20 protein-coding genes are annotated in these 18,210 nt (G+C 71.6%); 12 read left to right on the forward strand and 8 right to left on the reverse strand.

Annotated features, from left to right (window positions below):
• Positions 1 to 27: 27 nt before the first annotated feature.
• The gene (locus BKD30_RS16990; protein WP_408033353.1) at positions 28 to 351 is read right to left on the reverse strand and encodes a DUF429 domain-containing protein; all 324 of its coding nucleotides are present in this window, start codon (positions 349 to 351) and stop codon (positions 28 to 30) included.
• Positions 285 to 707 carry a DUF429 domain-containing protein gene (locus BKD30_RS16995; RefSeq protein WP_408033349.1) on the reverse strand — a complete coding sequence of 141 codons (423 nt, stop codon included), beginning with the start codon at positions 705 to 707 and terminating at the stop codon, positions 285 to 287. The genes BKD30_RS16990 and BKD30_RS16995 overlap by 67 nt, the downstream gene beginning before the upstream one ends.
• Before the next feature lie 264 nt (positions 708 to 971).
• On the opposite strand from BKD30_RS16995, the gene BKD30_RS03515 reads away from it, so the two are divergent.
• From BKD30_RS03515 to BKD30_RS03555, 9 genes are read left to right on the forward strand one after another with little or no spacing between them, the layout of a single operon-like run.
• The gene (locus BKD30_RS03515) at positions 972 to 1,190 is read left to right on the forward strand and encodes a Flp family type IVb pilin (protein ID WP_076701991.1); all 219 of its coding nucleotides are present in this window, start codon (positions 972 to 974) and stop codon (positions 1,188 to 1,190) included.
• A gap of 19 nt (positions 1,191 to 1,209) precedes the next feature.
• Entirely contained in the window at positions 1,210 to 1,728 is a 519-nt protein-coding gene (locus BKD30_RS03520; RefSeq protein WP_328586889.1) for a TadE/TadG family type IV pilus assembly protein, read from the forward strand.
• On the forward strand, positions 1,725 to 2,684 hold the full coding sequence (locus BKD30_RS03525; protein ID WP_159440535.1) for a pilus assembly protein TadG-related protein: 960 nt from the start codon (positions 1,725 to 1,727) through the stop codon (positions 2,682 to 2,684). Before BKD30_RS03520 ends, BKD30_RS03525 begins: the two co-directional genes overlap by 4 nt.
• A gap of 13 nt (positions 2,685 to 2,697) precedes the next feature.
• Positions 2,698 to 3,471, forward strand: a complete 774-nt coding sequence (gene cpaB, locus BKD30_RS03530; RefSeq protein WP_076701998.1) for a Flp pilus assembly protein CpaB — start codon at positions 2,698 to 2,700, stop codon at positions 3,469 to 3,471.
• Complete coding sequence (locus tag BKD30_RS03535) at positions 3,468 to 4,673, forward strand: AAA family ATPase (RefSeq protein WP_076702000.1); 1,206 nt, start codon at positions 3,468 to 3,470, stop codon at positions 4,671 to 4,673. Before cpaB ends, BKD30_RS03535 begins: the two co-directional genes overlap by 4 nt.
• Positions 4,670 to 6,304, forward strand: coding sequence for a CpaF family protein (locus BKD30_RS03540; protein WP_408033350.1), 1,635 nt, complete (start codon positions 4,670 to 4,672; stop codon positions 6,302 to 6,304). Before BKD30_RS03535 ends, BKD30_RS03540 begins: the two co-directional genes overlap by 4 nt.
• A gap of 11 nt (positions 6,305 to 6,315) precedes the next feature.
• Positions 6,316 to 7,338, forward strand: coding sequence for a type II secretion system F family protein (locus BKD30_RS03545; protein WP_235861398.1), 1,023 nt, complete (start codon positions 6,316 to 6,318; stop codon positions 7,336 to 7,338).
• A gap of 15 nt (positions 7,339 to 7,353) precedes the next feature.
• Positions 7,354 to 8,238, forward strand: a complete 885-nt coding sequence (locus BKD30_RS03550; protein WP_076702006.1) for a type II secretion system F family protein — start codon at positions 7,354 to 7,356, stop codon at positions 8,236 to 8,238.
• Positions 8,238 to 9,008, forward strand: coding sequence for a prepilin peptidase (locus BKD30_RS03555; protein ID WP_235861409.1), 771 nt, complete (start codon positions 8,238 to 8,240; stop codon positions 9,006 to 9,008). The genes BKD30_RS03550 and BKD30_RS03555 overlap by 1 nt, the downstream gene beginning before the upstream one ends.
• Positions 9,009 to 9,279: 271 nt before the next feature.
• Here the strand turns inward: BKD30_RS03555 and BKD30_RS03560 are convergent, their stop codons facing one another.
• On the reverse strand, positions 9,280 to 10,230 hold the full coding sequence (locus BKD30_RS03560; protein ID WP_076702213.1) for a cytochrome c oxidase assembly protein: 951 nt from the start codon (positions 10,228 to 10,230) through the stop codon (positions 9,280 to 9,282).
• A 307-nt stretch (positions 10,231 to 10,537) separates the two neighbouring features.
• On the opposite strand from BKD30_RS03560, the gene BKD30_RS03565 reads away from it, so the two are divergent.
• Positions 10,538 to 10,888 carry an ArsR/SmtB family transcription factor gene (locus tag BKD30_RS03565; RefSeq protein WP_076702009.1) on the forward strand — a complete coding sequence of 117 codons (351 nt, stop codon included), beginning with the start codon at positions 10,538 to 10,540 and terminating at the stop codon, positions 10,886 to 10,888.
• Between the two features lie 70 nt (positions 10,889 to 10,958).
• On the forward strand, positions 10,959 to 11,717 hold the full coding sequence (locus BKD30_RS03570; protein ID WP_076702012.1) for a hypothetical protein: 759 nt from the start codon (positions 10,959 to 10,961) through the stop codon (positions 11,715 to 11,717).
• Here BKD30_RS03570 and BKD30_RS03575 read toward each other — a convergent pair.
• The 4 genes from BKD30_RS03575 to BKD30_RS03590 form a co-directional block, all read right to left on the reverse strand.
• The gene (locus BKD30_RS03575; RefSeq protein ID WP_076702015.1) at positions 11,705 to 13,162 is read right to left on the reverse strand and encodes an aldehyde dehydrogenase family protein; all 1,458 of its coding nucleotides are present in this window, start codon (positions 13,160 to 13,162) and stop codon (positions 11,705 to 11,707) included. The two genes, BKD30_RS03570 and BKD30_RS03575, sit on opposite strands and share 13 nt — an antisense overlap.
• Before the next feature lie 154 nt (positions 13,163 to 13,316).
• Positions 13,317 to 14,930 (reverse strand): benzoylformate decarboxylase, encoded by a 1,614-nt coding sequence (gene mdlC / locus BKD30_RS03580; RefSeq protein WP_076702018.1) that lies wholly within the window; start codon positions 14,928 to 14,930, stop codon positions 13,317 to 13,319.
• Positions 14,931 to 14,991: 61 nt separating this feature from the next.
• Positions 14,992 to 16,224, reverse strand: a complete 1,233-nt coding sequence (locus BKD30_RS03585; RefSeq protein WP_076702021.1) for an MFS transporter — start codon at positions 16,222 to 16,224, stop codon at positions 14,992 to 14,994.
• 51 nt (positions 16,225 to 16,275) lie between these two features.
• Entirely contained in the window at positions 16,276 to 16,971 is a 696-nt protein-coding gene (locus BKD30_RS03590) for a class I SAM-dependent methyltransferase (RefSeq protein ID WP_076702023.1), read from the reverse strand.
• Positions 16,972 to 17,036: 65 nt separating this feature from the next.
• Between BKD30_RS03590 and BKD30_RS03595 the strand changes: the two genes are divergently transcribed.
• Entirely contained in the window at positions 17,037 to 17,483 is a 447-nt protein-coding gene (locus tag BKD30_RS03595) for a pyrimidine dimer DNA glycosylase/endonuclease V (protein ID WP_076702026.1), read from the forward strand.
• Between the two features lie 14 nt (positions 17,484 to 17,497).
• Here the strand turns inward: BKD30_RS03595 and BKD30_RS03600 are convergent, their stop codons facing one another.
• Positions 17,498 to 18,130 carry a TetR/AcrR family transcriptional regulator gene (locus tag BKD30_RS03600; protein WP_076702216.1) on the reverse strand — a complete coding sequence of 211 codons (633 nt, stop codon included), beginning with the start codon at positions 18,128 to 18,130 and terminating at the stop codon, positions 17,498 to 17,500.
• Between the last annotated feature and the right edge of the window lie 80 nt (positions 18,131 to 18,210).

Here is an 18,210-nt window from a genome sequence, read left to right on the forward strand (position 1 = left end):
CGGCGAATCTACCCGCCGGCTCGTCCCTCACGCGAGGATCTGCATCGGCAGGCCCGTCGCGTCGAGGACGCGTTCCGCGGGGAAGGCCACCGCCGTTCCCTTCGCCGCCCGCCACGCGGACCACGCCGCGACCACCGCGTCCAGGGCGTCGTCCGGCGCACAGTCCAGGTCTCGAGCCGTCGTCGGGTCCAGCCCGACGCCCTGCAGCGCCTCCATGCGTTCGAACAGGCCCGCCGTCGTCTTCTTGCCGAATCGGGCGGGATGACCGAGCAACTGCGTGAAGCTCAGCTCCGGGTGCACCTCGACCACCGGGTCCCTGGCCGTCCGCACCCACGCGTCGGCCTCGGTGATCTTGGCGAATAGCCCGAAGCTCTGCGCCGATACGCCCCCGCGTCGTGCGCGCGGTTGACGACGTCGGCGGCTGCGCGCGTGGGCCCGGCGAGCGCCGACCGGGTCGGCGTCGAGAAGACCGAGGACCGACGGTCGCCCAGGGCGGCCCGGGCCAGCTGGTCGGTCTCCCGGGTACCGCGTTGCGGCAGACCGATGGGGATGTCGACGCCGATGCACGCCATTCGTCCGGATCGGTCCAGCTCGGTCAGGGAACGAATGACCCGCAACTCGGCCAGTCGCAGTCCGCGATGTCGCTCCTCGACCACCGCGAGCACCCACCCGGCGCGGCATCCGTCCAGACCGGCCACCGTCGTCATGGGTCCAGCATGTCAGCACGCCGCGGAACGGCGACCGGACGCCAGGTGGCGGGGCATCGGGGTGGCATGGGCGGAGCTTCGAGGCGCTGACGTGGGCGTTCACGTGTGACGCCGCCGCCGCTGAACAGACTGCTTACCGTTGCGCGATTCGTGCCGACAGTGGCGCATGAAGGGCGGACCGGGCACCCAACTCGCCCGGGCCGCCCCTTCAGATCCATCGCGTCGGCGCTGGGCCGATGCTCTTTTACTGGGGAGTAAAGAACCATGGTTTCCTTCTATGTCACCCTCCGTGCCCTCGGGTTCAACCTGCAGCAGCGTCTCCGCCGTGAGGAGACCGGTGCCACCGCCGTCGAGTACGCCCTGCTCGTGGGCCTGATCGCCGTCGTCCTCGTTGGCGGCGTCATGGCCTTCGGTCCGGCGCTGAGCACCTTCTTCAGCGGCCTCGCCGATCAGACGTTCAACCGAGTTCCGGCCGCCGGCTGACCACGATCGCGGTCCTGAGGTGAAGTCCCTCGGGAGCGCGAAACCGGTGGGGGACGGCGTCGTCACGGCGACGTCGTCCCCCGCCGGGCCCCGGTCACCCCTGTTCCCGCGCACGCCGTTCCGCCGGATGCTGCTTCGACGGCTGCGTTCGGAGCGGGGTGCCGCGGCCGTGGAGTTCGCGCTCGTCGTTCCCGTCCTGCTCGTCCTGCTGATCGGCATCATCGAGTTCGGTCGCGCCTACAACGCGCAGATCGAACTGTCCGGTGCCGCCCGGGAAGCCGCGCGCGTGATGGCCGTCCGGAACGACCCAGCGGCGGCCCGCGCCGCCGCCCGCGCCGCGGCGCCCTCGCTGAACCCCGCCCTGACGGACGGAGAGATCGCCGTCGGCACGAGCAGCGGAGCCTCCTGCACCACGGCTCCCGGTGCCGCCACCCCCGTGGTCACCGTCACCGCCGCCTACCCGCTGACCTTCCTGACCGGGATGTTCGGCGCCACCGTCACGATCACCGGAAAGAGCAGCATGCAATGCGGAGGATGATGCTCCGGCTTCGCCGCCTGCAGCGCGAACGGCTCGGTCAGGAACGGCTCCGTCAAGAACGCGGCGCCGTCGCCGTCACCACCGCGCTGTGCATGGTGGTCCTGCTCGGCATCGCCGCGCTGGTCATCGACGTCGGTGGCATCTACGCCGAACGGGTCCAGCTGCAGAACGGCGCGGACGCGGCGGCCCTGGCCGTCGCCCAGAACTGTGCCGCCGGGGCATGCGGTGATCCCAACGCCACCGCGGTTGCGATGGCGGGGAAGAACGCCAACGACAACGCCTCCCGGGCGACGGCGATCGTCGACACCGCGACGAACAGCGTCACCGTGGACACCGGCACGCTCACCACGAGCGGCCAAGGCGTGCTCACCAACAGCTTCGCCAGGATCCTCGGCGTCCCGTTCAGCACCGTCACGGCGAGCGCGAAGGCCAGCTGGGGCAGCCCCGCCGCGGCCGTCGTCTTCCCCTTCACGACCGCGCGCTGCATCTACGACCGCACGCCGGCCAACCAGGAGGTGTGGATCACCACCACCACGTCCTGCACGGACCGCTCCGGCAACGTCGTCCCGGGCGGCTTCGGCTGGCTGGACGAGTCCAGCCCGTGCGCCACCGACGTCGACATCGTGACCCAGGTCGGCAGCCGCCCGGGCAAGAGCGGACCGCCGTGCGACATGTCGAAGATCCTCAACACCACAATCCTGCTGCCGATCTACTCCACCGCGTCCGGCCAGGGACAGAACGCCGTCTACACCGTCTACGGGTTCGCCGCGTTCCGCATCACCGATTCCAGCTGGCCGGGCAACTGGGCCCGCTCCCCGTCGGCGGAGTGCAGCAAGTGCACCGGCATCAAGGGCTCCTTCACCAAGCTCGTCAGCCTGGAGAGCGCCGCCCGGTGGTCCGTGACGCGGCTGGGCGGCCCGACCATGAACGCATCCTTCGTCTCCCTGAGCCAGTAGGAGATTCTCTTCCGTGAAAGTCCGGATCCTGGCGGCCGTGATCGCCGTCGTGCTCGCCGTCGTCGGCGCGGTCGCCCTGACCAACTACGTCGCCGGCGCCGACCAGCGTGCCCTGAAGGGCGCCGAGTCCCGCCAGGTCTACGTCGTGCGCGCCCCGATCCCGGCGGGCACGACGGCGGACGAGCTGGGGCAGTTCACGGCGCAGCAGACCCTGCCGGCCAACGCCGTCGCCGCCGGCGCCGTCACCGACCTGTCCCAGCTGACCGGCAAGGTTCCCTCGACGGCCCTGGTCCCGGGCGAGCAGTTGCTCACCAGCCGATTCGTCGACCCGGCCAGCCTGAAGCCGGAGAAGCCCGGGGTGAAGGTGCCTGCCGGTATGCAGGAGGTCACCATCCAGCTCGAACCGCAGCGGGTGGTCGGCGGCCAGCTCGTGCCGGGGGACACCGTCGGAGTCGTCTTCAGCTACAACGTGAAGAAGGACCCCCTGAGCCAGGCCGTCACCCACCTGAAACTGCACAAGGTGCTGGTCACCAGTGTGCAGGGGCTGCCCACGCCGACCGCTGCGCCCACGGCCTCCGCCGAGCCCACCACGACGGGCGGCGGCAGCGCGCCGAACGCTCCCGCGGTCCCGGCCGGCGCTGTGCTGGTGACGTTGGCACGGACCGCACCGGATGTGGAGAAGATCGTCTGGGCGGCCGAGAACGGCGCCATCTGGTTGACGAAGGAGCCCGTCACGGCCTCCGAGACGGGCACGAAGGAACTGAACGTGGACGGACTCTTCAAATGAGCCAGTTCCTGGTGATCAGCCGCGACGACGCGTTCGTCGACCGGGTCGCCGCGGCAACCGGCGGTGACCTCGACCGCTGGGGAGAGCCGGTGCTGCCCGCCGATCCGGGCGTCCTGTTCTCCGTTGCACGCGACGGGTCCCGGCCCGACGTCGTCGTCCTCTCCCCCGACGTTCCCGTCGCGGACGGACTGGCCCTGGCCACCTCCCTCGACCGGTTCCACCCGGAGATCACCGTCCTGTTGGTCCGACCCGTCGAACGGGGCCTGCCGCTCGCCGCGATGCGCGCCGGCATCCGCGACCTGATCGCGCCCGGCATCGACGACACCGAGTTCCGCGACCTGCTGCACCGGGCCGCCCGCTCCGCCGCCGACCGGCGGTCCTCCGCCGCCCGGACGCCCGGCGCGGACGGTAGTCGGCCGGCCGCGCGGGGTCGGGTCGTCGTCGTGCTCTCCCCGAAGGGAGGCGCCGGGAAGACCACCGTGGCCACCAACCTGGCCATCGGACTGGCCGCTTCCGATCCGCAGAGCACCGTCCTCGTCGACCTCGACCTGCAGTTCGGCGACGTGGCGCACACCCTGCAACTCACCCCTGAGCAGACGCTCTCCGATGCGGTCAGCCGAGCGGCTGCGCGGGACACCATGGTGCTCAAGTCGTTCCTGAGCGCGCACCCAACCGGGATCTTCGCCATCTGCGCACCGGACTCCCCGGGCGCCGAGGCCCAGATCACCGCCGAGGACATCACCCACCTGCTCGACCAGCTCGCCGCCCAGTACCCCTGGGTGGTCGTCGACACCGACGCCGGGCTGTCCGATGCGACGCTGGCCGCGCTCGACCGCGCGACCGACCACGTGTTCGTCGCCGGCACGGACGTGCCCAGCGTCCGGGGCCTGCGCAAGGAACTGGACATCCTCCGCCAGCTCGGCCTGGTCCCGGGGAATCGCCACATCGTGCTCAATAACGCCGACACCCGGGACGGGCTGTCCCGGCACGACATCGAGACCACCCTCGGGCACGCGGCCGACGTCGTCGTCCCGTTCAGCCGGTCCGTCCGGCTCGCCACGAACCGCGGGGTGCCGCTGCTGCAGGCCGGCGCCCGGGACAAGGCCGGGCGCACCCTGCGGCAGCTGGTCCACCGGTTCCAGCCGCCCACGCCGAAGAGCCGGCCCACGAGTACCGCCCGACACCGCAGGGGGACGGCGTGAACCTGGCCCAACGACTCGCCGCCGCCGGCAGCGGTACCGCTGCCGCACCGCCCGCACCCGCTCGCACGCCGAGCCGGCAACCGGGCGGGGAGCCGGCCACGACGACACCGACCCTCGCGCCGACGACCGGACCCGCATCCGGCAGCGGCTCCCCCGCTCCCGCTTCCCCCAACGCCTCCCCCGGCACCGGGGCCCCGGCGGACCGATCGACCGACCGGTCCGGTCCCCCGCCCTCCTGGACCGCCATGCCGGCGCCCGTCGGCGGCAAGCCCACCAGCACGTGGATCGGCACGCCCGGCTCCCCGGCCCAGCACGACGCGCTGGCCAAACTCAAGCAACGCGCCGGGGAAGAACTGTTCGAGCGGATGGGCACCCGCCTGCTCGACGCCTCCCTCACCGAGGAGGCCCTCTACGAGCTGGTGCACGAGGAACTGATCCGGGTCGTCGAGGCGGAGGCCGTCCCGCTCTCCCGGGAGGAGCGGCAGCGCCTGATCAAGGAGGTGACCGACGACGTCATCGGCTACGGCCCGCTCCAGCCGCTGCTGGACGACGAGGACGTCACCGAGATCATGGTCAACGGCCCGTCCCAGATCTACGCCGAGCACCGCGGGCGGCTGGCCCTGACCGGCGTCCGGTTCTCGTCCGAGGAGCACCTGCGCCGAGTGATCGAGCGCATCGTCTCCAAGGTCGGCCGCCGGATCGACGAGTCCTCCCCGCTCGTGGACGCCCGCCTCTCCGACGGCTCCCGCGTCAACGCGATCATCCCGCCGCTGGCCGTGCGCGGCTCCTCGCTGACCATCCGCAAGTTCTCCACCGACCCGTTCCAGGTGCATGACCTGATCGGCTTCGGCACCCTCTCCCCGGAGATGGCCGAACTGCTCGACGCCTGCGTCAAGGGCCGGCTGAACATCATCGTCTCCGGCGGCACCGGCACCGGCAAGACGACGCTGCTCAACGTCCTCTCCTCCTTCATCCCCATCGACGAGCGGATCGTCACCATCGAGGACGCCGTCGAACTGCAGTTGCAGCAGGACCACGTCGTCACCCTGGAGAGCCGGCCCGCCAACGTCGAGGGCAAGGGTGAGGTCACCATCCGCGACCTGGTCCGCAACTCCCTGCGGATGCGCCCGGACCGGATCGTCGTCGGGGAGTGCCGCGGCGGGGAGAGCCTGGACATGCTCCAGGCCATGAACACCGGCCACGACGGCTCCCTCTCCACCGTGCACGCCAACTCCCCCCGTGACGCGATCTCCCGGCTGGAGACGCTGGTGCTGATGGCCGGCATGGACCTGCCCCTGCGGGCGGTGCGCGAGCAGATCGCCTCGGCGGTGGACGTGATCGTCCAGCTGACCCGCCTGCGCGACGGCACCCGCCGCGTCACGCACGTCACCGAGGTGCAGGGCATGGAGGGCGAGATCGTCACCCTCCAGGACGCGTTCGTGTTCGACTACAGCGCCGGCGTCGACCCCAACGGCCGGTTCCTGGGCAAGGCGATCCCGACCGGTGTCCGCCCCCGGTTCACGGACCGGTTCCGCGAACTCGGCATCGAGCTCTCCCCGCGCGTCTTCGGCGCCGCCCCGGCCGCGGCGGGGCAGTCGTTCGCCGCCCCCTCGTTCACGGGCGGTCGGTGATGACGACGCCGATGACGACGGCGGTGGGTGCGCCGATGCTGACGACGCCGCTGCGCGGGACAGCCGTGGCCGCCGATACGGTCGCGACGGCCGGTCCGTCGCCGGTGCTGTTCATCGTCGGCCTCCTGCTGTGCGCCGCCGCCCTGGCCGCGGTGTACCTCGCCGTCTTCCCGCCGCGGCGCCGGATCTCCCTGACCCGCAACGGTCCCGCCGCCGCCCCGCAGCAGTCGAAGCTCACCAGCGTCACCGCCGCGACCACCCGGGCCATCGAACGGATGCTGCAGCAGCTGCGCGGCGCTCCCGCCCTGGCGGCCGCACTGGAGGCGGCGGGCCTGCGGATGAAGCCGGCCGAGTTCATCATCGTCGTCGCCTCGAGCACCGTCGTGCTGTCCGTGCTGATCGTGCCCGTCGCCGGGGTGCTGGGCATCCTGCTCGTCGTCCTCGTCGCGGCCTTCGGCGCCCGGCTGGTGCTGGGCATGCTGGCCGGACGACGGCGGACCGCCTTCTCCGACCAGCTCGACGACACGCTCGAGTTGATGGCCAGCGGTCTGCGCGCCGGGCACAGCCTGCCCCGCGCGATCGACGCGCTCTCCACCGAGGCGGACGCCCCGACGTCGGAGGAGTTCGCCCGGATCACGAACGAGACCCGGCTCGGCCGGGATCTGGGCCAGGCACTGGACGCGGCCGCCGCCCGGATGCGCAGCGAGGACTTCCTCTGGGTCGCGCAGGCCATCGCCATCCACCGGGAGGTCGGCGGCAACCTCGCCGAGGTCCTCGACCAGGTCGGGCAGACCATCCGGGAGCGCAACCAGATCCGCCGCCAGGTCAAGGCGCTCAGCGCGGAGGGCCGCATCTCCGCGCTGGTGCTGATGGTCCTGCCGTTCGCGCTCGGCGGGATCCTGGTGCTGATCACCCCCACCTACCTCAACCGCCTCTTCGCGGATCCCCTCGGCTGGGCCATGCTCGCCGCCGCCGCCGTGCTGCTGATCGTCGGCGGCCTGTGGCTGCGCAAGGTCATCAGCTTCACCTTCTGAGCGGAGACGACACCCGTGCCCCTGACCGTCAGCCTGGCCGTCGCCGCCGTCGTGCTCGCCGTCCCGCTGCTGGGCTGGGCCGTGCTGTCGCCCCGGCTCTACCGGGACCGCGCCGCCGGCCGCAACCTGTCCCGCGGTCTGGTGCCGGTGGCGGCCGTGACCGAGGCGAACCGGGGGCAGCGCCTCGCGGACCTGGCGCGGAGATTCACCCCGGCCAGCTTCATCGCCCGGCTGGATCGTTCGCTGGCCCGGGCCGGACGACCGGCGGCCTGGCCGATGCGGCGGGTGCTGTCGGCCAAGGTGGTGCTCGCCGCGGTCGCGGCGGCCCTCGGTGTGCTGTTCACGCTCGGGTCGAGCGACGGACGCCGGTTCCTGCTGGCCGTGTTCGCCACCGTCCTCTGCTACTTCGTCCCCGATCTGCTGCTCTACAGCCGCGGGAAGGAGCGGCAGGCGGCGATCGCCCGCGAACTGCCGGACACGCTGGACCAGATGACGATTGCCGTGGAGGCCGGGCTGGGTTTCGAGGGGGCCATGTCACGGGCCGCCTACAACGGCAAGGGCGCCCTGGCCGAGGAACTCGTGCGCACCCTGCAGGACATGCAGGTGGGCCGGTCCCGCCGCGAGGCCTACACGGACCTGGCCGAGCGGACGGCCGTGGCGGATCTGCGCCGTTTCGTGCGTTCGATCATCCAGGCGGACATGTACGGCATCGCCATCTCCGGGGTGCTGCGGACCCAGGCGGCCGAGATGCGGCTCAAGCGCCGACAGCGCGCCGAGGAGAAGGCCATGCAGATCCCGGTCAAAGTGCTCTTCCCGCTGATGTTCTGCATCCTGCCGGTTCTCTTCATCATCATGATCGGGCCGGCCGCCCTCGGCGTCATCGACACGTTCGCCAAGTGATGCTTCCTCCCGGTGCCGGCGTCGCGCCCTGGCTGCTCGTCCTGGCCGGGGTGGTCGGGCTGGCCGCCGGCCGGTACGCCCGGCACCTGGTGACGATGTTCGAACCTGCCGCTTGGGGGGCCGCCGAGCGCGAGTCGACCGCCGCTGGTTCCGTCGCCGGTTCCGCCGCGCCGGCTTCCGCGGCGCCGGCTTCCGCGGCGACCGCGGCGACGGCGGCGGGAGCGGTTGAAGTTGCGGCATCCCGGCCGCCTCGGCGGGCGCTGCTCGAGCTGCTGACCGCTCTCGTGTTCGCGGCTCTGACGTGGCGATTCGGGCTCTCCCCCGCGCTGCCGGTCCTCCTGTTCGTCGCGACCGTCGGCATCGCGCTGGCGGTGATCGACCTGCGGCACCGCCGCCTGCCCAACGCCGTCGTGCTCCCGAGCCTCGGCATCACCGCTCTGCTCGTCGTCGCGGCAGCCGTGGCCCGGGCGGACGGTGGGTCCGTGGCCCGGGCAGCACTGGGCAGTGTCATCCTGTTCGCGCTCTATCTCCTCCTAGCCTTGATCAACCCGGCGGGCATGGGGATGGGCGACGTGAAACTCGCGGCACTGATCGGTCTGGTGCTCGCGTTCCAGGGCTGGAGCACCATGGTCGTCGGGGCGTTTTTCGGCTTCGCGGTCGGGGCCGTGGTCTCCATCGGCGTGCTCGTCACGCGGCGCGGCGGTCTGCGCAGCACCATCCCCTTCGGCCCGTCCATGCTCGTCGGCGCCCTGCTCGCCAGTCTCGTCTGACGACGGCAACCCCGGTCTCACCCCCGTCGTCGACGCCGCTCCCACCCCCACCCCCGTCGTCGACCGCTAACCCTCACCGACGCCGCTCCCACCCCCACCCCCACCCCCCGTCGACTATTGGATTTCTGGGGAAATAGCACCCTCATAACCCCAGAAATCCAATAGTCGACGCGGAGGGGTCGACGCGGAAGGGGACGCCGGAGGGTCGACGCGGAGGGGGACGCCGGAGGGGCTGCTGCGGGGGGGGGGTGCGCCGGATGGCGCTCGCCGGTCAGCGTTGCTCGCGCCGCCGGCCGAGCATGTCGAGGTAGTCGTTGTAGGCGTCGAGATCGGGCGTGCCCACGACGTCCGCACGGGCATCGGCCAGCCGGTCCCGGCGAGTGTCCTCCCGTTGCCATCGAACGAGCAGCAGGAGCACGATCAGCAGGGAGGGAAGTTCCCCGTAGGACCAGGCCAGTCCGCCCGCCACGCCTTGATCCGCCAACGGGTCCACACCCCACTGCGGTGGAGCACGAAACCAATCGACGAGTGGCTGGGGCGACATCATCACGATCACCCCGAAGAACGCGTGCAGCGGCATCTCGGCGAACAGGTCCAGCAACCGGCCCCACTGTGGTTGGTGCACCGGCAGCGGATCGCGGGACATGATCGGGACGGTGAAGAGGATGCCGGACAGGAGGAAGACGACCTCCAGGGCGTTGTGGCCGACCCAGCTGGAGAGCAGCACGTCGGCCGCGCTGCTGAAATAGAGGCCGTAGAAGCTCACGAGGAACAAGGGCACCGCCACCACGGGATGCAGTGCGATCCGGGCCCATCGCGAGCGCAACGCACCCAGCGCGGCAGCCAGCACGGGACGGCCCAGACCGGTTCGCGGAGTGGCGCGCAGCAGCAGCGTTCCCGGTGAGCCGTACACCAACAGCGGCGGCACCGCCATCATCAAGGTCAGCTGCTGGAACATGAACACCGAGAACATCGAGAAGCCGTAGCCTTCGATACCGGCACCCATCACGACGGCCAGAGCCGCACAACCCGACAAGAAGGACAGGGTGCGCACCACGGACCACCGTGTGCCCCGCCGCCACAACCGCACGGCACCGGCCAGGTAGAGCGCGCCACTGAGCACGGCCACCATGGGCAGCAACGGAATGGGTTGCGGATTCCACGACAGGTACTCCGCGAGGCTGGGAGGCGCCGTGGGCAGCCACACCGGCCATTCCGCCATGGTGTCGTTCACTGCGTCGGCCCCGGCTGCGCGAGTGCCGGGTGCGGTCGGCCGGTCACCGACGAGCCACGGACTCCGGATCGGGGACCGATCGGCCGGGCAACCACGCCGGACACGACGACCACCATCCTCTCAACGGGGTACGACGTTCTCATGCCCATCGTGCGGAGTGGTCGTGACCGCACATTCGACCTCTTTTCATCGTCCATCAGTCTAGAGGTCGCACGTGAGCACAGTGACCGTGCCGGTGCACGGGGACGTTGATCAGAGTCGTTCTCGTCTAGACTGGTTCGCGAGGAGCGTGGGTATGGATGAGGCGACTTTGAGCGCGGAAGACACCATCGAGCTTGCCGAGGTCTTCCAGGGCTTGGCGTCACCGACACGTCTGCGCGTGCTCCTGCGTCTCCGCCGCAGTCCCTGCAGCGTGAACGTCCTGGCGGACGAGTTGGAGACCGGGCAGGCGACGCTCTCGAACCACCTGCGCGTGTTGCGCCATGCGCGGCTGGTGGCCGGGGAGCGAGAGGGACGGTCGGTCACCTACCGCCTGTTCGACGGCCACGTCACCGCCTTCCTCGATCAAGCGCTCCAACACCTGGGCCACACCGAGGTGGACGAGACCGAGGACGCGCACGAACCGGGTGTCGACGCCGACACCTGACCGGGAGCACGGCCGCGACCTGGACCGGCCGACGCCCTGCCGAGAGTGCAGCGGGGCTACCCGTCAGTAGATGACGGGACGGCTGGCGAACGACGTCCCGGTGACGTACGGTCGGGTCATCGACGGGTTGCGAGGCACCCGGATCGGCGTGAAACCGGGGAATCTCGCGGACAGGGGGCCGGTGATGAAACACCTGCACAGCGAGCAGGCGCCGATCGAGCTCCCTCCCCCCGAAGGACCTCCTCCCGGGCCCAGCCACGGTCGAGCGCCGCGGGTTCCACGCGGGGCCACCGGAAGAACGCGGACGGGGCAGACGTCGGCCATCTCCGCCCAGGCCGCCTGCCCGGGTCACCGGCACTGGCTGGTGACCGGCGGCGCCGTCGGCCTGGTGTTCGCCTACCTCGCTGGTGTGCTGGCGTCCTCCCTGCGGTCCGTGACGGTCGACTCCGGTGGCCCACTGGTCAGCACGGTTCCGGCCACCGCGGTCCTGCTGATCGTGATGGTCTGTCTCGCCGGGCTCATGGCTGCCGTCGTCCAGTTCCTGCCCGCATTGCGCGCCGGCATCGTCGGTGTGCTCGGGCTGCTGCTGGTCACCGGCCTGAGCCTGGTCGTCGTGATCGGTGGCACGGGCACCATCCGAGCGACGAACGTGTGGGCGCCGTCGGTGTTGCTGCAGGGCGCGGGCTACAACCCGATCGGGGTGGCCCTGGTCGCGTGCGTGCTCGCGCACGGCGTCGTGGTGCTGATCGGCGACCGGCACCGCGGCACCCGGCGGATCAGCCCGCGCCCGGACGTCCGGCTCCGGCACGGACAGGTTCAGAACGGGTAGTCGGCGATCTCCGGCTTGACCGTCAGCCACTGCACCTCGGTGAAGGCGTCGAGGTTCGCCTCCGCGCCGCCGAAGCGCGAACCGTTGCCCGACGCCTTCACCCCGCCGAACGGGGCGTTGGCCTCGTCCAGCACCGTCTGCTCGTTGATGTGCACCTTGCCGGATTCGAGCCGGTCGGCCAACGTCATCGCGGTCCCGACGTCACCCAGGACACCGACGGAGAGCCCGTACTCGTTGTCGTTGACCAGGGTCACCGCCTCGTCGAGCGTCGAGTAGGACACGACCGGGGCCACCGGCCCGAAGATCTCCTGCGTCCACGCGGGATTGTCGGTCGCCACGTCGGCCAGCACGGTGGGCTGGTAGAACGGCCCGTCGTTCGAGCCGCCCGCCGCCAGTCGCGCGCCGTGCAGGACGGCGTCCTGGACGATCCCGTCGATCCGCTTGAGCTGCTTCTCGTCGATGATCGGCCCGATCACCGCCGTCCCGCTCGCCGGGTCCCCCACCGGCAGGTCGGCGGCCTTCGCGGCGAGGGCGGCGACGTACTCGTCGTACACGGACGCGTGGACGACGTGCCGGCCGGTGGTCATGCAGATCTGGCCCTGGTGCAGGAAGGACGCGAACGCCCCGGCCGACGCTGCCTTCGCCACATCCGCGCCGGGCAGCACGACCAGGGCGTTGTTGCCGCCGAGCTCCAGATGCGCCCGCTTCAGGTTCCGCGCCGCGGCCTCACCGACGGAGCGGCCGGCCGCCGTCGAACCGGTGAACGCGACGACCCGGGCCTGCGGCACCTCGACGACGGCGGCCCCGACGTCCGCGCCGCCCGGGAGCACGGCGAGCAGCCCGGCCGGCAGCCCCGCCTCCTCGAACACGCGGGCCAGGGCGACGCCGCCGCTGACGGCGGTGCGCGGGTCCGGCTTGAGCAGCACCGCGTTGCCCAGCGCGAGCGCGGGCGCCACGGCGCGGATCGAGAGGATGAGGGGGAAGTTGAACGGCGCGATGACGGAGACGACGCCGACGGGCTTGCGCCGGGCGAAGGACCAGTGCGCATCGTTGCTGGCGAGCACCTGGCCGGCCGGATGCGTGGGCAGCGCCGCGGCCTCGTAGCACTCGTTGGCGGCGATGTGCGTCTCGAGTTGCGCCTTCGGTCTGATCGCCCCGGACTCGCGGATGATCCAGTCCTCCACCTCCTCGGCGTGCTGCTGCCACAGATCTCCCGCGCGGCGCAGGACGGCGGCGCGGTCCTCCGGCGTGGTCGCCGCCCAGGCCCGTTGCGCGCGGGCGGCCGCCTCCGCGGCCTCGGCCACGTCCTCAGCGGTCGCGACGCCGTACCTGCCCAGGGCGTTCCCGGTTGCCGGCTCGATGGCGTCCGCGGTGCCACCGCGGCCGGCGCGCCAACCGTTCAGGAAGATCTTGCTGTCCCACGCGGACGATTCCAGCAGACTCATCGGTGCTCCTTCGGTTCGATGGACACGATGGCCGGCTCAACCGCGTCTTCTGCGGTGTCCGCGCCACGGGACGCGGTGGTGACCATCGTGGTGGCTCTCGGTACTGGGGCCAACGGCCGGGCCGGTGCTGGTGTTCCCGCTCACACGTCGGGCATCACATCCGGGCCAGCGCCTCGGTCGTGACCTCGATCAGGGTCGGCGTGTCGGCCGCGAGCGCATCGGTGAGGGCCGCGCGCAGTTCCTCGAGCGTCGCCGCCCGACGACCGGGGACGCCGTACCCTTCCGCGAGCGCCACGAAGTCGATGCCGGCCACGTCCAGTCCGGGGGCGTTGAGCGCGTCGAGCTTGGTCGCGAACCCGCGCAGGGCGCCGTAGGTCCCGTTGTTGAGGATGACGAAGACGACCGGGATCCGGTACTGGGCCGCGCTCCACAGGGCGGTGACGCCGTAGTTGGCGGATCCGTCGCCGATCACCGCGATCACCCGCCGCTGCGGATCGGCCAGCTGCACGCCGACCGCCGCCGGCATGCCGAAGCCGAGACCGCCCGACGCCGGGAAGTAGTAGCTGCCGGGCCGGCGCATCCGGATGTTCGCCCAGAAGTCGCCCACCGTGGAGGTCGCCTCGTTGACGTACACCGCGTCCCGGGGGGCGAGCGCGTCGATGGTGGCGAGCACGTCCGCGGCCACCAAACGGCCACCGGCGGCGCGGGCTCCCGCGTCCGGGACGGACGCCTCGTCGGCGCCCTCGGCCGTGTCCCAGCGGGCCGGGCGGCCCCGCTCGGTGACCGCCTCGGCGAGCGCGGCGACCGCGGGCCCGATCGGGGTCACCACGGCGTCGCCCATGGGCGCCCGCGCCGCCTCACCGGGGTCGCAGCTGACGTGCAGCAGGCGGGTCCCGGCGGGCAGGTACTCGCCCGGGTCGTACTGGTGGTACCGGAACACCGGGGCGCCGATCACGAGGACGACGTCGTGACCGGTCAGCCGCTCGGTGATACCGGTGACGGAGGCGGGAAGCACCCCGCGGAACGCCGGGTGGACGGTGGGGAACGGGCAGCGTGACGCCGACGGCGCGACCCACACGTCCGCGCCGAGTCGCTCGGCCAGCACGACGGCGTCGTCGTTGGCGCGGGCGCTGTCGACGTCCGGACCGAGCACGAGCACGGGCGCCTCCGCCGCGTCGAGCAGTCCCGCCATCCGGGCGATCTCCGCCTCCGCGACTGCCCCGCCCGCCACGACCCGCCGGTCCAGCAGATGGGCCGTGTCCGTGCCGACCGGTGCCGCCCAGTCGTCGTACGGAACGGAGACGTACACCGGGCCGGCGGGGTCGAGCGTGGCGGTGTGCACGGCCTGGGACAGCGTGCGCACCACGTCCTGGGCGCAGGTCGGCTCGGCGGCGTGCTTGACCAGGGGCCGCGGCAGCACGGTCGCGTCCACGTTGGAGAGCATCACCTCCTGGCCGACGGTCGAGCGGACCTGCTGCCCGGCGGTGATGACCAGCGGGGTGTGGGCATACCAGGCGTTGGTCAGGGCGCCCATGGCGTTGCCGCTCCCGGAGGCCGCGTGCAGGTTGACGAACGCCGGGCGGCCGGTGGCCTGGGCGAAGCCGTCGGCCATTCCGAGCACGGCGCCCTCGTGCAGTCCGAGCACGTACCGGAAGTCCTCCGGCATGCCGGCGAGGAAGGGCAGCTCGTTTGAGCCCGGGTTGCCGAAGACGGTGGTCATGCCGTGGTGCCGCAGCAGCTCCCAGGCGGCGTCGTTCACGGTGGTCACGGTCTGCTCCTTCTCGGGGGTTCGGTACGGCAGGGAGGCACGCCGTCGTTCGACACACCGCTCACGCGGCGCGGGCAGCGCGCGTCGCCTGCCCGTCGGTCGGCGTCGTCAACCGCGGCTTCGGGATGACGGCGACCGCGAGCACGCCGAGCACCGCGGCGATCGCGAACAGGTAGAAGCCGCCCGGGTACGCGACGCCACCGGCCACGAGCAGTCCGGTGAACCAGGGGCCGACGATGGCGCCGATGCGGCCCACTCCGGAGGTCAGGCCCATGCCCGTGGCCACGATCTGCCGGGGGTAGAGATAGCCGACGAACCCGTAGACGAGCACCTGGGCGCAGAAGACGAAGACGCCGGTGACGAGGACGACGGCGTTGAGCAGGATCTCGTTCTGGATCCGGATGCTGAGCAGGAGCAGCAGGACGGCTGCGGCGCCGAACCAGAACATCGTGGTGCCCTTGACCCCGCGCCGGTCGGCGATGCGGCCGCCCACCAGCAGGCCGATGATGGCCCCGACGTTGAGCACGAGCAGCATCAGCAGGGAGTTCGAGACGCCGTACCCGGCCCCGCGCATCAGCTGCGGGAGCCACGTGTTCAGCCCGTACACGAGCAGCAGCCCCATGAACGCCGCGACCCAGAGTCCCAGCGTGGTGCGCAGGTAGGGCTGACGCAGCACGTCGGCGGGCCGCACGCGCGGGTGGGCGTCGTCGTGCCCACCGGTCGCCACGGTGCTGGTCTCGGGCAGCTTCGCCCACATGACCGGGAGCAGCACGAGGCCCAGCACGCCGCCGAGGGTGAAGAGCCAGCCCCAGTGGGCGCCGAACACGATGGCGAGCAGCGAGGCAGTGACCGCTCCGGCGTGGTAGCCCGTCATGGTCATGGTGCTGGAGTGCGCCTTGCCGTTCTCGCGGGCGCTCTCCTGCATCATCGTCACGGCCACCGGCATGCACCCGCCGAGGCCGAGGCCCGCCAGGAACCGGGCCAGGGCCAGCAGCCCGGTGTTCGGCAGCACCGGGAAGATCAGGGTGAAGACCGAGAAGACGAGGACGCACAGCATCAGCGGGATGCGGCGGCCGAACCGGTCGGTGATCGGGCCGATGGCGGCCGCACCGATGCCGACCCCCACCAGGGAGATGGTGGCGATGAAGGTGGCGTCGAGGGCGGTGATACCGGCGTAACGGCTGTCCAGCAGCCGCGGGATGGCCGCGCCGAGGGCGACGATGTCGTAGCCCTCGAAAACGACGGTCAGCCAGCACAGGGCGAACGTCCAGGGCGAGCGGGTGGTGACGGTCATGAGTGTGCTTCCTCGCGCCTCGGTCGGCTTCGGGAGCCGGCGTGATCCGTGTCACCGTTCAGTGTGGAGGACGCAACTCCGCGGGTCCAATCGATGACCGGACCTCACTCCCGCTGATCGCGTCCCTCCGTCCGCGGCCACCGCGTCGAACACGGTGACTGCCCAGCCGGCGTCGTCGGTGAAGGGGGCCAGCTGATACGTCGCGAACCGGTGGCGCAGGACGAAGCCGACGGCCGCGGCGTCGCGGTCGAGGTCGGCGACCGTGTAGTCGCGGTCGGTGGCGAACCCGGTCAGCAGCAGCCCACCGTCGGGCAGCAACGCCCGGAAACGTGCCAGGACCGTCCGCTCGGTGCCCGGTGCGACGAAGACCAGGACGTTGCCGATCGCGGCGACGGCGTCGAAACGGCCGGGCAGCCCTCCACGGACGAGCGTGCCGGCGTCGAGGTCGACGAGGTCGCCCTGGACGACGCGGACCCGCTCAGCCTGCAGTTCCCGGGCGGCACGGATCAGGGCGGGGTCCTTGTCGACGCCCACCGCCGTGTGCCCCTGCCGGGTCAGGTAAGCGGCGAGGCGCCCGGTGCCACACCCGGCGTCGAGCACCGTCGCGTTCCGCGGCAGCAGGGCGTCCAGGAGGCGACCCTCCCCGTCGAGGTCGACCCCGTCGGCGTGCAGCCCGCGGAACCGCTGCTCGTAGAGACGGCGCATCACCTCGTTCTCCGGTGCGTCCCACCGCGTCGTCGGCGTCATCCTCGGGGCCTCCCTTTTGATCGTCCCGTTCCCGAACCTACTCGCCCCGCCGATAGCCTTGCCGGATGCGTCTGTGGAGCCTGCACCCCTCGCTGCTGGACCGGCGGGGGCTGGTGGCCTGTTGGCGCGAGTCACTGCTGGCGCAGAAGGTGCTGCAGGGTCGGACGAAGGGCTACCGGAACCATCCGCAGCTGACCCGGTTCCGTCGGATGGTGGACCCGGTCGCCTCCGTCGGGGCGTACCTCGCCGGACTGGCGGACGAGGCCGACGCGCGAGAGTTCACGTTCAACCGGGGACTGGTCGTGGTGCCGCCGTCGACGGCGGTCCCCCCGGCGCGGATGACCGTGACCACCGGCCAGCTCGACCACGAGTGGGCGCATCTGCTGGCCAAGACGGCCGGACGCGACCCCGCGTGGCACGACCGCCTCGCCGCCGCCGACCGCGTGCCGCATCCCCTGTTCGACGTCGTGCCGGGACCGGTCGAGGAGTGGGAGGTCCTGGGCGACCGGTGACGTCCGGCCGACGTCTACAGTCCGCGTTCGACCATGGCCAGCAGCCGACCGGCCAGCGTCCACCGGGTCGCCGGATCGATCACGCGCAGCGGCCCGTCGATGGTCAGGGTCGCCATGCCGTGCACGGTCGACCAGGCCAGCACCTCGGCGCCCGCCCGCTGATCGGCGGGCAGCACGCCGGCGTCGACCAGGGTGTCCAGGGCGTGACCGAGCATCTGGAAGGGCGTCTTGCCGAGCGGGCCCGCCGTCATCGGCGCGGCGGCGTCCCGAAGGTCCTCGTGCACCCAGAACGCGGTGCGGAACCAGCCCGGTTCGGCCCAGGCGAATCCGAGGTACCCCGCACCGACGGAACGGAGCAGGGCACGGGAGCGGGCGACGTCGTCGGCGTCGGCCGGGAGCCCGGCCAGTTCCTCGGTCTGGGCCCGCTCGATCGCTTCGGCCAGATGCGCCTGGGCAGCCATGGAGACGGCGTGCACGAGGGCGTCGCGGTCGGTGAAGTGCCGGTAGGCGGCGCTCGCGGCGACCTGCGCCTTGCGGGTCGTCTCCCGCAGCACGACGGCGTCCGGCCCGCTCCCCCGGGCCAACTCGAGCCCGGCGTCGATCAGCGCGCGTTGCAGATCGCCGTGTCGGTACGTGGAGCGAGCCATGATCCTGGACTCTACCGAGCAGATGCTGTCGATGTGAACGTCGTACACAACGGTGTGTCGTCATGTGTCGCGATGAACCC

This window comes from Tersicoccus phoenicis, assembly GCF_001968835.1.
In the GTDB taxonomy this organism is placed as follows: Bacteria; Actinomycetota; Actinomycetes; order Actinomycetales; family Micrococcaceae; genus Tersicoccus; species Tersicoccus phoenicis.